Origin of the sequence: Nocardia lijiangensis NBRC 108240 (assembly GCF_001613045.1) — a bacterium.
Classification (GTDB): Bacteria; Actinomycetota; Actinomycetes; order Mycobacteriales; family Mycobacteriaceae; genus Nocardia; species Nocardia lijiangensis.
The window spans coordinates 17727-30248 of the sequence record NZ_BDBP01000109.1 but is presented as its reverse complement, the minus strand read 5'-3'; the positions used below and the strand labels follow the sequence as shown (position 1 = coordinate 30248).

Genomic DNA, 12522 nt, shown 5'->3' with positions numbered 1-12522 from the left:
CCGCCGCTCCGCCGCGGCGAGCTTGGGCAGCAGCTCGGGCACCGGCGGCGACGTCTCGGGTACGGAGCCGTCAGGCGTCCCGATCATGCCGAGCGCGGTCTCCGCGGGCACCAGCGCGAGCATGCCGGGCAGCCCGGCGAGCTCGGCGACGGCGGCGCGGCAGTCGATGCAGCCCGCCAGGTGCTCCTCGTATTCGCGGCGCTCGCTGCCGGTGAGGGAGCCGAGCACATAGGGCGCATCCCATGTCGTGTAGTCGTCGGCGATGTCCGTCATCGGTTCGTCACCCCCATTTCGTGCAATGCCAGCCGCAGCGCCCGCATACCGTAATGCATGCGTGATTTCACGGTGCCGGGTGGAATCTCCAGTTCGGCCGCGATCTGGTGGGTCGACAGGCCGCGGTAGTAGGCGCGCACGATCACTTCGCGGTGGTCGGTGCTGAGCCGGGCGAGCGCGTCGGCGACCAGCCAGCCGTCCAGCGTCCGATCGGCCTGATCCGGTGCGGCTTGTTCGGGCGGGTTGTCGGTGCGGAACTCCCTGCGGTTGCGGGCGCTGCGGTGTTCGTCGACGACCAGGTTGCGGGCGACCGTGAACAACCACGCGCGCGCCGACATCGTCTGCTGATCGAGCACGTTCGGACGCTGCCACGCCCGCAACAGCGTTTCCTGCACGATGTCCTCGGCCCGTCCGGCGTCGTGCACCAGGCCGAGGGTGTAGCGCCACAGCGCGGGCGCGTGCTCCTGGTACAGCACGCGCATCAGTTCGGCTTGATCGTCCGGGCCGCCCGCGGTTCCGTTGTGCGGTGCCGCGTCGGTCGGCCGGGGTTGGTCCGGCGTGCCCGGTGAGTTACCCATGCGCTCACCGGATCAGTTCGTGCGTTTCACAGTGTGGACTCCTTTTTCCGTCTCGAGGAGTTACACGTGCTCAGTTGCGTTCGAGTTCAATCGGGTGGGTGGCCAGCAGCGAGAGCGGCAGTGGCTGGCGGCGCAGCACGTGCGCCCAGAGGTCGGAGCGGCCGGTGCTGATCGGGTCGGAGGAGAGCGCCGAGAGCACGATCCAGTCGTCGTTCTCCAGCTCGCCCTCCAGCTGACCGAAGGTCCAGCCGGAGTAGCCCGCGAAGATGCGCAGGCCCTCGACGAGCGGGCCGATCCGGTCGGGGTCGGCGTCGAGATCGATGAGCACCACGCGGCCGTCGACCCGGCGCAGGCCGGGCGCCCCGGCGGTGGTGGCGCCCGCTTTCAAGGTGCCGAGGCACAGGGCGGCGTCCCGTTTCACCGGCCCGCCGCTGAACAGGGTGCGTGGCGAGGTGGCCAGCTCCGCCCAGCGCGGCAGCACATCGTGCACCGCGGTATCGGTGGGGCGATTGAGCACGACGCCCAGACTGCCGGAATCGTTGTGCTCGATGATGTACACGACAGTTCTTCGGAAGGTCGGCTCGACCAGGTCCGTCGCCGCCAGCAGCAGGGTGCCCGCGCGCACCGCCTGCTCGCCGCGCCGGAAATCGCGACGGCGACGGTCACCGTGCCCGCCGTGAGTTTTCCGATCGTCCGGGTCGTCTCCGCGTGCCACCCGCACATCATCGCAGTTTGTGCGCCTCAGTGCTCGTTTCCAGGCCCCTCGATTTCGGCGAAAGTTCACTTGTAAGCACAATCAGCCCCAACTGTCTGAGTCGATTTGGCCGGTACTGGCCGGTCCCTTGCCCGATGTGGCGCATACCCGGCAACGTCGTAGAGTCGGCTGCATGGAACCGCCCGAGGTCGTCCTCGAGAACTGTGACGCCGTTTACGACTACTACCGCGATCACCGGCAGAACCGGCTGAAGGCGATGGCCGCCTATGCCCTTCTGGGACGCCGCTACCATCCCCGGATCAGCTACGCCGATCGGGCAAAAGAGGCGGTTCGGACGCTGACCAGGTCGGGCAAGCCCATCATCTTCGCGATCAACCATCTCTCGCAGAACGATCCGTACACGGTGGCCGCGGCCGCCTGGCGCAGCCCGCTGCGCGCCATCATCGGCCGGGTGCGGGTGCTGGCCAAGGACGAGCTGTTCATCGAACCCGACCAGCGGCGCAAAGTGGACATGATGGGCGGCATCCCGGTGTTCCGCGGCAAGGATCACGGCATCCGAGCGGTTAACGCCGCGGGGCAGCGCATGATGGACATCTGCGCCGAACGACTGGCGCGCGGCGATCACGTGGCGATCTTTCCCGAAGGCACCTGCAACGACGTCGATCCGACCCAGGTGCAGGCCATCGGCAGCGGCATCGGGCACATCGCGTTCCGTGCCATGAAACTCGGCGTGCAGCCCACGCTGGTCAGCCTGGGTCTGAGCTACGGGCCCCGTCCCGACCCGACGATCGAACCGACCAAGGAAGAGGCCAAATCGGCCAGCTTCTACTTCCAGACGCCGATCGCCGAGCTGCCGAGCAAGCCCGGGGAGATCGCACGGTTGGTGCGCTCGGACCTGCAGCTCGCGCTCGACGGCGCCGTCGCGAACTACTGAGATCTACTGCGGCAGGTCGAGGCGGCCTCTGGCCCAGTGCGGTACCGCGGCGATGTACTCGGGGTGCGTCTGCACGAAGTGGTGCACCAAGGGGCACATCGGCAGCACGCCGAAGCCCTCCCGGCGGGTGCTCGCCAGCGCCGTGCCGAGCAGCTGCGTAGCGTAGCCCTGCCGCTCGTAGCGCGGGTAGATCTCGGTGTGCACGAACGCGCGCTCGGATGCGGTGTCCTGATACTCCGCGTGCCCGGCGATGGCACCGTCGACGTAGATCTCGAAGCGTTCCAGTGTGGTGTTGTTGCGGACCTCGGTCGACATGGCTCGACGCTACTCCGGTGTGCCCGTTGGCGAGACATCGCAGCGGATCCCGGTGTGAAATCGACCGGTTCGACTTGTCTACCGCGCGGCTGCCCGAGCAGAATGACCTTGGTCGTGCGCGCGCTTCCCGAGAGCGGCGGCTCGGCGGAGGTGCGAAAACATGATGAGGACGCGTATTTCACGGGTGGCCGCCACCCTCGCCGCAGCTGGTCTGCTCGGCGGGACGGTGGTGACGGGTCTCGCCGACGCCGCTCCCGCACCGGCTTTCGGGTCCTGCCCGGTCGGCGCGGTGTCCGAGGGCACGGGTGCGCAGTGCGCCGTGATCAGCGTGCCGATGAACCACTCCGAACCGGACGGCCCGCGCATCGACCTCACCGTCAGCCGGATCGCCGCCACTGGTGAACGGCACGGCGTCATCTTCACCAATCCGGGCGGCCCCGGCGCGGACGCCCTCGGGTTCTGGGCGCAGCGCATCGAGGTCATGCCCGCCGCATTGAACGCCAACTACGACCGCATCGCGGTGCAGCCGCGCGGCCTGCGCTGGGCCACCCCGCTGCGCTGCGCAGCCCCCACGGAAAACGCCGAAGGACAACAGGTTTCGATCGGCGGCGGCAGCCGCGACGAGATCAAGAAGGCCTGCGACGCGGCGCAGCCCGGCTACCTGGACACCATCACCACCGAGAACACCGCCCGCGATATGGAGGCGGTGCGCGCCGCCCTCGGCATCGAGCGGATCAGCTACCTCGGCACCTCGTACGGCACCTATCTCGGCGCCGTCTACGCCTCGTTGTTCCCGGACCGGGTGGAGCGCATGGTGCTGGACTCCAACGTGCACCCGGACTGGGTGTGGACCGAGGAGTTCGCCCAGCAACAGGCCGCGGGCAAACAGCGCCTCGACGACCTGTTCGCCTGGATCGCCGAGCACAATGGCGACTACCGGCTCGGCGACACGGCATTGCGCGTCTACCAGAACTGGGTGCGGCTGGTCTCCGCGCAAGGCGGCGGCTGGTACGCCAATCTGACGCCGCCGCCCGCGAGCGTGGCCGACCTGCCCGGCGAGCTGCCCGAGCCGCTGGCCGAGTTCGCCCGCGACGGCTTCAACGGCAGCGTGGAGCAGGCCGGCAAACTCCAGAACCTGGTGCGCACCTTGATATCCGGCGGCGCGTCCGCGCAGGTGCCGCTGGTCGGCGCGACCGCGGTGGCGACCTACACCCGCTCGTTCTGGCCGACCTTCGCGCGGGCGATGGCCGACTCCAACGCCGATCCCGCCAACGTGCAGCGGCTGCTCGCCATCGAGGGCGCCACCGCCACCGACCCCACCGGCCGCTTCGTCTTCTCCGCCATCACCTGCAACGAGAACGCGGTGCCCGGTCGTCCGGAACTGCTCGGCGCCGCGATCGGCACCATCGCCTCCGGCGGCAATGCCATGGACGCCCGCGCCGATCTGGTCCGCGCCGGCCTCAGCTGCGGCTCCTGGCGGCCGGTCGCCGAACCGGTCCCGCTCAGCGGCGCCGCGCTGCGCACCAAACCGCTGCTGCTGCAAAGCAGGCACGACGCGCTCACACAATACGAAGGCGGCCCGGCGATGGCGCGGGTGCTACAGGGTTCGCTGATCACGATCGAGGGCGGGGATCACGGTACTTTCGGGCGCGGGAATCCCGCGGTCGACGACGCGGTGCTTGCGTACCTTCGCACCGGCCAGGTCACCGTCAGCCATGCCGAACAGGCGCCGCTGCCGACTCGTTGATGCGCGGGGTTGCTCTCACGCGTGTCCCGCGATGTGTGCGGTTCGCCGACTTGTGCGGCCCGGCTGCACGTTCGGTTTCTGCTGATCTCAGAGCCTCTGCGAGGTGGCGGAGTTCGGGCTGGTGCTCTGGCCGAATCAGCCGGGGCGGTGTCGTGCATGTGAGGGCATGATTCCATTCAGCAGCATCATTGGGTGATCAGTAAGATGTCGACGACAAGAGGGGATTCCATGCGTCACATCAGAATCGCTGCTCTTTCCAGTGTCGTTGCCGCCGTGATCATCACGGGGTGCGGGTCCAATACGAACAAGGACGCAGCGCCGAGTACGACAGCGGCACCCGCAGCACCGGCCGGGGGCGCATATCCGGCGGCCGAGCTGTGCCCTCCGGACGGACTATTCGCAAGCGACGACACCGAGCTCGTGGCGTTCCTGTCGGGCCTGAAACTGCCGGACAACGTCAGCGTGGCGAACGGGCGAGTGAGCACACAGAGCGATAAGCCGGGTTTGGTGGGAGTCGCGATTGCCCTGTGCGTCAGGGGATCCAGCAGTGCGGCCGATCTGCGGCCGATCGCGACCATGATCGCCGCCGCGCTGAAACCGACCGATCTCGGCGCCCGGACTTTCGCGCTGTACGTCTCGGATATGGACGTGACCTACAAGGATGAGGCGAAGGTCAAGGACCCGGAATACCAGGTACATCTCTGGAACGGGGAACCGTCGGCGTCGGCTGAGAACCAGCTGTGGGAGGTCCTCGCGGGCTGAGCAAGCACACGAGCGCCGCGCGGAGCGGCGGGCCGACTGCGATTCAGAGTTGGCGTTCCGCGATGTGCGCGCCGATTCGCTTCAGCAGTTGCGCGGCGTCGGCCATGGAGCGAGCGGGGTCCGGTTGGAGGTCGCTCAGTGAGTAGCAGGCGGTGAAGCCCGCGGTGTGCAGGTCGTTCGGGGTGAGCTCAACGCGGCCCGCCACTGCGACGATCGGGACGCCCGCGGCGCGCGCCGCCGCGCAGACGCCGAGGGGGGCCTTGCCGTGCAGGCTTTGGGCGTCGAGCGAGCCTTCGCCCGTCACCACCAGGGTCGCATCGCGTAGCAGGGCCGGGAAGTCGAGGAGTTCGAGCAATACCTCGATGCCGCTGCGTACCTGGGCGCCGAGCACCGCGAGTGCGCCGAAGCCGGTGCCGCCCGCCGCGCCCGCACCTGGGCGCTCGGCGAACTCCTGCCCGACCAGCTTCGCCCAATTCGTCAGCGCCGTTTCGAGAGTCACCTGGTGCTCCACGTCGGCCCCTTTCTGCGGGGCGTACACCGCGACCGCGCCGTTCGGTCCGAGCAGCGGATTGTCCACATCGCAGGCGAGGGTGAACCGGGCCGCGGCGGCTTTCGGGTGCAAGCCGGTGCGATCGACTTGCGCCGCACGCACCAAAGCGCCTCCACCCGTGGGTAATTCGCGTCCTTCGGCATCGAGCACGCGAACACCGAGCGTGCGCAGCAGGCCCGCACCTCCGTCCGTGGACGCGCTGCCGCCCAGGCCGAGCACTATGTGCGTCGCGCCGCGCTCCAGCGCGTCCGCGACGACGACGCCGAGCCCCTCCGTCCCCGCGCCGAGCGGATCGTACTGTCCGCCAGGGAGTTTCACCAGCCCGACGACCTCGGCCAACTCCACGACCGCGGTATCCCCACGCAGCGCATAGGCAGCGGGCGCTGGCACACCCGTCGGCCCGGGCGCGATCGATTCCACTCGCTCCCACCCCGCGGCGACGAACGCGTCCACGGTGCCGTCACCGCCGTCGGCCACCGGAACCCGCTGGATCTCCGCGTCCGGCCGCGCCGCGACGATCCCGGCGGCCAGCGCGGCGGCCACCTCGGATGCGGGCAGCGAACCCTTGAACTTGTCCGGGGCGATCAGCACCCGGGGCGCGGAGGTCATCCCCACATTGTGTGCGCAGGTCATACGGTCGGCACGTCACGGCCCGGGCAGTCCACCGGATCCACATCCGATCGCTTGCCATGGCGCGCGCCGAATGCCGCACAAACCACGGCCGCGGCGCCCGAACGACGCTCCCCATGGCTGGAGCCATTTCTCCTGCCGGTCGCGCCGACTCGGGCTGGGGGCTTTCAGCTGACCGAGGCCAGGTTCCCGAGCAACTCCACGCGGTGCTTGTCGCCCCACTCCTCGAGCGGGCGCAGCGCCGCCGCGAGCTCGTGGCCGATGGGAGTCAGGGAGTATTCGACGCGCGGTGGGATCTCCGGGAACACCTCGCGGTGCACGACGCCGCTGGCTTCGAGCTGGCGCAGGTTCTCGGCGAGCACCTTCTCGCTGACTCCTTGCAGCATGCGGCGGATTTCGCCGAAACGCTGGGGGCCCGCGCCGAGAACCCACATCAGGTGCAGTTTCCACTTACCGCCGACGACGTCGATGGCGACCGACATGCCGCACACATCGTGATCTACGTCACTGTTGCCGTTCATCGCCGACCTCCTGACCATATTTCGGACCTCGAGGTAAGTATCCCCACCTCGACGTACGGTCTTGTCGACTCTACCTGCACGGACGACCATCGGTTCCGGCGCCGCGAACCAGCAATCCAGAACCCGAAGGGGCACACAATGTCCGAGCAGTCCACCCGTTCCGTTTCCGTCGTCGGCCTCGGTCCGATGGGTCAGGCGATGGTGCGGGCCTTCCTCGACGCGGGCGTCGAGGTCACCGTCTGGAACCGCAGCAGCGCCAAGGTCGACGCGATGGTCGAACTCGGCGCGAAGCGGGCCGCGACGGTCGCCGAGGCGCTCGACGCCAACGAGCTGACCGTGCTCAGCCTGACCCACTACGCCGCCATGTACGACGTGCTCGGCCAGGCCGAGGATCGGCTGGCGGGCAAGGTGATCGCCAACCTGTCGTCGGATTCGCCGGAGAAGGCCCGCCGGGGCGCGGCGTGGGTGCGCGAGCGTGGCGCCCAGTTCATCTCGGGCGGCGTCATGTCGGCGGGGGACAACATCACCCACCCCGCGTCCTACATCTTCTACAGCGGTCCGCGCGAGGTGTTCGACGCGCACGCCGAGCTGTTGCTCCCGCTGAGCCCGCAGGAATACCTCGGCGAGGACGACGGTCTGGCCCAGATCTTCTACCAGGCGCTGCTCATCACCTTCCACCCGTGGCTGCTCGCCTTCGACCAGGCCACCGCCGTGATCGCGAAGTCGGGCCACGACATCGCCCAGTTCGTGCCGTACGCGGTGCGTTCCAGCGAGGCGTACCCCTACTTCATGCAGGAGTTCTCCGTCGCCAACCAGGCGGGCGGCTGGGCCGACCTGGCGAGCCTGAAGATGATGGACGCGGGCGCGCAGCACATCATCGACGCCAGCGAGGAGGTCGGCGTGGACGCCACCTTGTCGCACACCTCGCAGGCCTTGTGGCGCAAGGCGATTGCCGCCAGCGAGGAGCAGGGCAGGGCCGTCTCCGTCTACGAGCTGATGCTGGGCGAGCGCAAGGCCGACTCGGTGTGAGCCGACTGGACGCGGTCCGCTCGGTGACCGTCATCGGGCTCGGTCCGATGGGCCGGGCGATGGTGCGAGCCTTCCTCGACGCAGGGGTCCGGGTGACCGTATGGAACCGCACCGCCGCCCGCGCCGATGCCATGGGCGAGCTCGGCGCCGAGCGGGCCGCGACCGTGGCGGAGGCGCTCGACGCCAACGAGGTGATCGTGCTCAGCCTGACCCACTACGCGGCGATGTACGACGTGCTCGGGCAGGCCGAGGGCCGCCTGTTCGGCAAGGTCGTGGTCAACGCGTCGTCGGATTCGCCGTCCAACACCCGGGCGGGTGCGGCATGGGTGCGGGAGCGGGGCGGGCAGTTCCTCGCCGCGGGCGTCATGGCGCAGCCCGACGAACTTGCCATGCCCGCCTCGCGACCAGCTCGGCGTGGACACGTCGCTACTGCGGTCGGCTCGGGCGATCTGGGACCGGGCGCTGGCGGAGAGCGAACGGGCCGGCGAACCGGTGCCGACGTACCGCCTCCTGCGTGGTGCGTACCAATAGAGTTGTCCCTGAGGCGATCCGGCGCGACAGGCGACATCGACATGCGCCGGTAGCTGAAAGTGCCTTGCCTCAGGCGGTTTCGGAACCAGAGCCGAGCCGCGGGAACGGGGCGGTGGAGAAGACGACCTCCACCGCCACCTCGAAGTACTCCGCGATCCGCAGCGCCAGATGCAGGCTCGGGCTGTACTCACCCCGCTCGAGGTAACCGATCGTCTGATAGTGCACGCCGAGCGCCTCCGCCAGCTCGCGCCGGGAGATGCCGCGCTCGGCGCGCAGCATGGCGATCCGGTTGTAGATGACCTCAGTAGGCACGCTGCATGGCCTTCTCGCGGCGGGCGGCTACGCTCGAGCCCGACTCCCGCCGCGCCATCCTGCGCAACAGGATCGGCGCGACGAGGAATCCCGCGGCTGCCCAGATGCCCAGTACCACAATGGTTTCCAGGTGTCGCCAGGAACCGCCCAACTCGACGGCCGCGGCGTCGTCCGGCAACATCGCGGCACGCATGCCGAGGCCGAGCCAGTACACCGGGAAGCATTGGGCGAGTCCCTGCACCCACCCCGGCATCGAGGTGATCGGGTAGAAAATGCCAGATACCGCAACGAGTCCCATGATGGGCATCGACACGAACCCGACCCCGCGCGGGCTGGCGAACAGCGAACCGATGCACGCGCCGATGGGCAGCGTGGCCAGCATGCCGAGCAGCACCACTCCGATCAGCGCGAACCACGCGCCGACCGTGTTCAACTCGGTGCCCCCCACCAGGAACAACCCGGGGATCAGCATTATCACGAACGGCACGAGCACCCAGCCGGACACCGTGACCACCTTGCCGACCAGGTATCCCACCATCCCGTTCGGAGTCGCCTTGGCGCGCAACAGGGTTCCGTCCTCGCGCTCCATGCTGAGCATCTGGCCGATGCCGAATATGCCGTTGAAGGCGACCAGCATGCCGAGGATGCTCGGCAGCGCGAGCGAGCCGAGGTCGAAACCGCTGGCTTCGAACTTCGCGTCGCGCATGAAGAACAACACGACGACCATGATGACCGGCCAGAACAGTATGCCGAACAGATCTTGGCCGTTGGTCACCGATTGCCGGAGCTCGATCACGCCGCGGGACAGGCCCGCGCGGACCGCGTTCGTGGTGGGGTTCATCGCTTCACCTCCTCCAAGGCGTGGACCTCGTTATCCATCCGACCGGATTCGAACTGCCGCACCAGTGTCATATACGTGTCCTCGAGCGACGCGCGCCGCACCTCGAGTTCGCCGATGTCCTCGCCGTACTGCTTGAACAGCTCGTAGACGAACTTGGTCGACGCGGTGGTGGTGTGCACGAAGCGCTGGCCGTCGCGGGTCCAGCGCACCTCGGCCTCGCCCGCGATGCGGCGGGACAGTTCGTCGGCCGAGCCGTTCGCGATGATCCGCCCGCCCGCCAGGATCAGGATGCGATCGGCCAGCTTCTCGGCCTCGTCCAGGTCGTGCGTGGTGAGCAGGATGGTGGTCTGCTGGTCGTCGGCCAAACGGTGAATCAGGTCGTGGAATTCGCGACGGGCCTGCGGATCGAAACCGGCCGTCGGCTCGTCGAGGAACAACAGTTCCGGGCGGCCGACGATACCGATGGCCACGTCGAGCCTGCGCCGCTGACCGCCGGACAGAGACATGATCTTCGCGCCCGCCTGTTCGGTGAGGCCGACGGCTTCGATGAGCTCGTCGGTGTCCCACGGTCGGCGGATCCGCTCGGTGCCGTACGGCGCGTAGTACCCGCCGAGATTCGAAAGCAATTCGCGCACACGCCATTTGCCATGATCGCGCCAGGATTGCAGGACGACGCCCATGCGCGCCCGCCAGGCCTCGTCGCCGTGCGCCGGATCGGCGCCGAGCACCTCGACCCGGCCCGCCGAACGAAGGCGGAAGCCTTCGAGTATCTCGATCGTGGTGGTCTTGCCCGCGCCGTTGGGGCCGAGCAGGGCCAGGACTTCCCCGTGACGAGCTTGGAAGCCGACGCCCCGCAGGACGTCTTTCGCGCCGTAGCGCATACGCAGATCTTCGACGTCGATGACGACGTTTTCACCCACGGTCATCGCACCCTCCCGTTATGTGGACCGGATGTTTCGTAGCATACCTACTACATTTCGGGGGAACAATGCTTTATCCGATCCGGGCCGTCCTTGACGTGCAACCTTTCGGCTGCCTATCGTCGAAATATGCAGCTGAATGGCTGCATGAATGGAAAGGTCGCATGGACGAGGTCTTCAAGGCGCTGGCCGGCCGCAGCCGCCGCAGGTTGCTCGACAGCCTCAACGCCCGCAATGGGCAGACGCTGCGTGAGCTCTGCGCCGGGCTGGACATGGCGCGCCAATCGGTGAGCAAACACCTCGCCGTGCTCGAGGCCGCCAACCTCATCACCACCCGGCGCAGCGGCCGGGAAAAACTGCACTACCTCAACGCGGAACCCATCAACGCCATCGCCGATCGCTGGATCACCCAGTACGACCGCGCCCGCGTGCACGCGCTCGCCGACCTGAAGAGAGCACTGGAGGCAAACCCCATGAGCGACACGGAATTCGTCTACACCACCTACATCAAGACCACCCCTGAGCGGCTGTGGCAGGCGCTCACCGACCCGGCCTTCACCGCGCGCTACTGGGGTGCCACCTTCGAAACCGATTGGCGCACCGGCTCACCGATGACCTGGCGGCAGCGGAACTGGGTGGGCGAAGACGCCGAGCAGGTCGTCCTGGAATCCAAGCCCTACACCCGCCTTTCCTACACCTGGCACGCCATCACCCCCGAATTCGCCGCCGAATTCGGCCTGCCGCCCGCCGAAGTCGCCGACTGGGCCCGCGAACCCCGCTCGAAGATCACCTTCGAACTCGAACCCCAGGGCGAAACCGTCAAACTGACCGTCGTCCACGATGGATTCGAACCGGGAAGCCGGATACTCGAAGGCATTCGAGGCGGCTGGCCCGCCATCCTCTCCAGCCTCAAGACGCTCTTGGAGACCGGGGAGGTGCTTCCCGAACCTGTTGAATCCTGATCGTCCCGAGGTCGGAGGGTGTGCTCACCCGCATCGGGCTTCAGCAGCTTCCGGGCTTGCCTCCGATTTCGCCGGTGGTCACCGTGATCCGAGTCCCGGTAGCGACTTTCGTGCCCGCGGCGGGTTCCTGTTCGGCGACAACGCATTGACCGCCTTGTGGTCCGCGCCCGGTACCGCCCACGACTCGCGCCGTCAGCCCGGCCTCCGCGAGCAGGTTCTCCGCTTTGGTGGGCCGCTCGCCCCGCACGTCGGGCACCGTGACCGAGGCGTCCGGCTGCTGCGAGTCACCGTCGAGGGTGAGACTGCTGGCCTCGCGCGAGACCTTGAAACCGGTTCCGTCCAGGTTGAATTGGCAGGTCACGCCGGTCTCCGCGGAGTGGCAGGTGTAACCGTTGGCGATCAGCGACGAGCGGTAGGGCAGCACCGTGCTTTCGGAGGTGAACAGCGGCGAACCCGCGATGCAGAGGAATTGCGTCCCGGAGGGGCCGACTCCCAATCCGGGAACGGGAGCCTGCAGGCCATCGGGTTTCACGCAGTCCTGCTCGCCAGGGGGAGTGGCGGCGCGGCCTTGGCAGGCGGCTCCGATCGGAAGCCCGAAAGTGTCGAGCGGTGTGTCGAAGATGGCGCAGGAGAAGGAGCCGCTCGGTGAGGAGAAGAAGTATCCGGCGCGTCCGAAGCCGTCGTCGTCTTGACGATATTCCGTGCTATCGACCGGTTTCGCGCTCTTGCTCGTGGTCGGCGTGCTGGACCCGGGTGAAGCTGCCGCGGCCGCCGCCGCGGTCGGCTCCGCGGTGCCGCCGGAATTTTCGGTGGAGCACCCGGACAACAGTGCGGTGAATGCCGCCGCGACCGCGACGACAACGGGCATCTTCACTGGAAGCCTCCTCAGCGACCGACGAAGG

The 12522-nt window shown here is 68.1% G+C and carries 16 protein-coding genes; 6 read left to right on the top strand and 10 right to left on the bottom strand.

All coding sequences use genetic code 11. From position 1 onward, the window contains the following. The 3 genes from NL1_RS31360 to NL1_RS31350 form a co-directional block, all read right to left on the bottom strand. A partial coding sequence (locus NL1_RS31360) for an anti-sigma factor family protein (protein WP_162272789.1) occupies window positions 1-273 on the bottom strand: 273 nt, incomplete at its 3' end. Next, window positions 270-851 carry a sigma-70 family RNA polymerase sigma factor gene (locus tag NL1_RS31355; protein ID WP_084511194.1) on the bottom strand — a complete coding sequence of 194 codons (582 nt, stop codon included), beginning with the start codon at window positions 849-851 and terminating at the stop codon, window positions 270-272. The genes NL1_RS31360 and NL1_RS31355, both read right to left, overlap by 4 nt. A 70-nt stretch (window positions 852-921) precedes the next feature. Continuing rightward, window positions 922-1566 carry a YqgE/AlgH family protein gene (locus tag NL1_RS31350; RefSeq protein WP_084511197.1) on the bottom strand — a complete coding sequence of 215 codons (645 nt, stop codon included), beginning with the start codon at window positions 1564-1566 and terminating at the stop codon, window positions 922-924. 172 nt (window positions 1567-1738) lie between these two features. Here NL1_RS31350 and NL1_RS31345 point away from each other — a divergent pair, with 172 nt between their 5' ends. Further along, window positions 1739-2500 carry a lysophospholipid acyltransferase family protein gene (locus NL1_RS31345; RefSeq protein ID WP_067847101.1) on the top strand — a complete coding sequence of 254 codons (762 nt, stop codon included), beginning with the start codon at window positions 1739-1741 and terminating at the stop codon, window positions 2498-2500. A 3-nt stretch (window positions 2501-2503) separates the two neighbouring features. On the opposite strand, the gene NL1_RS31340 is transcribed toward NL1_RS31345, so the two are convergent. Further along, window positions 2504-2815, bottom strand: a complete 312-nt coding sequence (locus tag NL1_RS31340; RefSeq protein ID WP_067847099.1) for a GNAT family N-acetyltransferase — start codon at window positions 2813-2815, stop codon at window positions 2504-2506. Between the two features lie 160 nt (window positions 2816-2975). On the opposite strand from NL1_RS31340, the gene NL1_RS31335 reads away from it, so the two are divergent. Both NL1_RS31335 and NL1_RS31330 read left to right on the top strand, forming a co-directional pair. Continuing rightward, entirely contained in the window at window positions 2976-4562 is a 1587-nt protein-coding gene (locus NL1_RS31335) for an alpha/beta hydrolase (protein ID WP_067847097.1), read from the top strand. A 420-nt stretch (window positions 4563-4982) separates the two neighbouring features. Then, window positions 4983-5324 (top strand): hypothetical protein, encoded by a 342-nt coding sequence (locus tag NL1_RS31330; protein WP_067847095.1) that lies wholly within the window; start codon window positions 4983-4985, stop codon window positions 5322-5324. Between the two features lie 43 nt (window positions 5325-5367). On the opposite strand, the gene NL1_RS31325 is transcribed toward NL1_RS31330, so the two are convergent. After that, complete coding sequence (locus NL1_RS31325; RefSeq protein ID WP_067847093.1) at window positions 5368-6483, bottom strand: glycerate kinase; 1116 nt, start codon at window positions 6481-6483, stop codon at window positions 5368-5370. Between the two features lie 188 nt (window positions 6484-6671). Then, window positions 6672-7025 (bottom strand): winged helix-turn-helix transcriptional regulator, encoded by a 354-nt coding sequence (locus NL1_RS31320; protein ID WP_067847091.1) that lies wholly within the window; start codon window positions 7023-7025, stop codon window positions 6672-6674. A 138-nt stretch (window positions 7026-7163) separates the two neighbouring features. Between NL1_RS31320 and NL1_RS31315 the strand changes: the two genes are divergently transcribed. Both NL1_RS31315 and NL1_RS37000 read left to right on the top strand, forming a co-directional pair. Beyond that, window positions 7164-8054, top strand: a complete 891-nt coding sequence (locus tag NL1_RS31315) for an NAD(P)-dependent oxidoreductase (protein WP_067847089.1) — start codon at window positions 7164-7166, stop codon at window positions 8052-8054. After that, window positions 8051-8638 carry an NAD(P)-binding domain-containing protein gene (locus tag NL1_RS37000; protein ID WP_084511192.1) on the top strand — a complete coding sequence of 196 codons (588 nt, stop codon included), beginning with the start codon at window positions 8051-8053 and terminating at the stop codon, window positions 8636-8638. Before NL1_RS31315 ends, NL1_RS37000 begins: the two co-directional genes overlap by 4 nt. Window positions 8639-8654: 16 nt before the next feature. On the opposite strand, the gene NL1_RS31305 is transcribed toward NL1_RS37000, so the two are convergent. From NL1_RS31305 to NL1_RS31295, 3 genes are read right to left on the bottom strand one after another with little or no spacing between them, the layout of a single operon-like run. Next, window positions 8655-8897 (bottom strand): helix-turn-helix transcriptional regulator, encoded by a 243-nt coding sequence (locus NL1_RS31305; RefSeq protein WP_174555485.1) that lies wholly within the window; start codon window positions 8895-8897, stop codon window positions 8655-8657. Then, a complete protein-coding gene (locus tag NL1_RS31300; protein ID WP_067847087.1) occupies window positions 8887-9738 on the bottom strand; it encodes an ABC transporter permease in 852 nt (283 codons plus the stop codon). The genes NL1_RS31305 and NL1_RS31300 overlap by 11 nt, the downstream gene beginning before the upstream one ends. Next, window positions 9735-10664 carry an ABC transporter ATP-binding protein gene (locus tag NL1_RS31295; protein ID WP_067847085.1) on the bottom strand — a complete coding sequence of 310 codons (930 nt, stop codon included), beginning with the start codon at window positions 10662-10664 and terminating at the stop codon, window positions 9735-9737. The genes NL1_RS31300 and NL1_RS31295 overlap by 4 nt, the downstream gene beginning before the upstream one ends. A gap of 158 nt (window positions 10665-10822) precedes the next feature. Between NL1_RS31295 and NL1_RS31290 the strand changes: the two genes are divergently transcribed. Continuing rightward, on the top strand, window positions 10823-11620 hold the full coding sequence (locus NL1_RS31290; protein ID WP_067847082.1) for an ArsR/SmtB family transcription factor: 798 nt from the start codon (window positions 10823-10825) through the stop codon (window positions 11618-11620). Between the two features lie 40 nt (window positions 11621-11660). Here the strand turns inward: NL1_RS31290 and NL1_RS31285 are convergent, their stop codons facing one another. Continuing rightward, a complete protein-coding gene (locus NL1_RS31285; protein ID WP_245673672.1) occupies window positions 11661-12488 on the bottom strand; it encodes a PASTA domain-containing protein in 828 nt (275 codons plus the stop codon). Between the last annotated feature and the right edge of the window lie 34 nt (window positions 12489-12522).

Excerpts from the sequence above, each read along its gene's own strand:
- NL1_RS31290 (WP_067847082.1), top strand. The coding sequence starts at position 10,823 with ATGGACGAGGTCTTCAAGGCGCTGGCCGGCCGCAGCCGCCGCAGGTTG.
- NL1_RS31295 (WP_067847085.1), bottom strand. The coding sequence starts at position 10,664 with ATGACCGTGGGTGAAAACGTCGTCATCGACGTCGAAGATCTGCGTATG.
- NL1_RS31285 (WP_245673672.1), bottom strand. The coding sequence starts at position 12,488 with ATGCCCGTTGTCGTCGCGGTCGCGGCGGCATTCACCGCACTGTTGTCC.
- NL1_RS31345 (WP_067847101.1), top strand. The coding sequence starts at position 1,739 with ATGGAACCGCCCGAGGTCGTCCTCGAGAACTGTGACGCCGTTTACGAC.
- NL1_RS31315 (WP_067847089.1), top strand. The coding sequence starts at position 7,164 with ATGTCCGAGCAGTCCACCCGTTCCGTTTCCGTCGTCGGCCTCGGTCCG.
- NL1_RS31320 (WP_067847091.1), bottom strand. The coding sequence starts at position 7,025 with ATGAACGGCAACAGTGACGTAGATCACGATGTGTGCGGCATGTCGGTC.
- NL1_RS31335 (WP_067847097.1), top strand. The coding sequence starts at position 2,976 with ATGATGAGGACGCGTATTTCACGGGTGGCCGCCACCCTCGCCGCAGCT.
- NL1_RS31340 (WP_067847099.1), bottom strand. The coding sequence starts at position 2,815 with ATGTCGACCGAGGTCCGCAACAACACCACACTGGAACGCTTCGAGATC.
- NL1_RS31325 (WP_067847093.1), bottom strand. The coding sequence starts at position 6,483 with ATGACCTCCGCGCCCCGGGTGCTGATCGCCCCGGACAAGTTCAAGGGT.
- NL1_RS31355 (WP_084511194.1), bottom strand. The coding sequence starts at position 851 with ATGGGTAACTCACCGGGCACGCCGGACCAACCCCGGCCGACCGACGCG.
- NL1_RS31300 (WP_067847087.1), bottom strand. The coding sequence starts at position 9,738 with ATGAACCCCACCACGAACGCGGTCCGCGCGGGCCTGTCCCGCGGCGTG.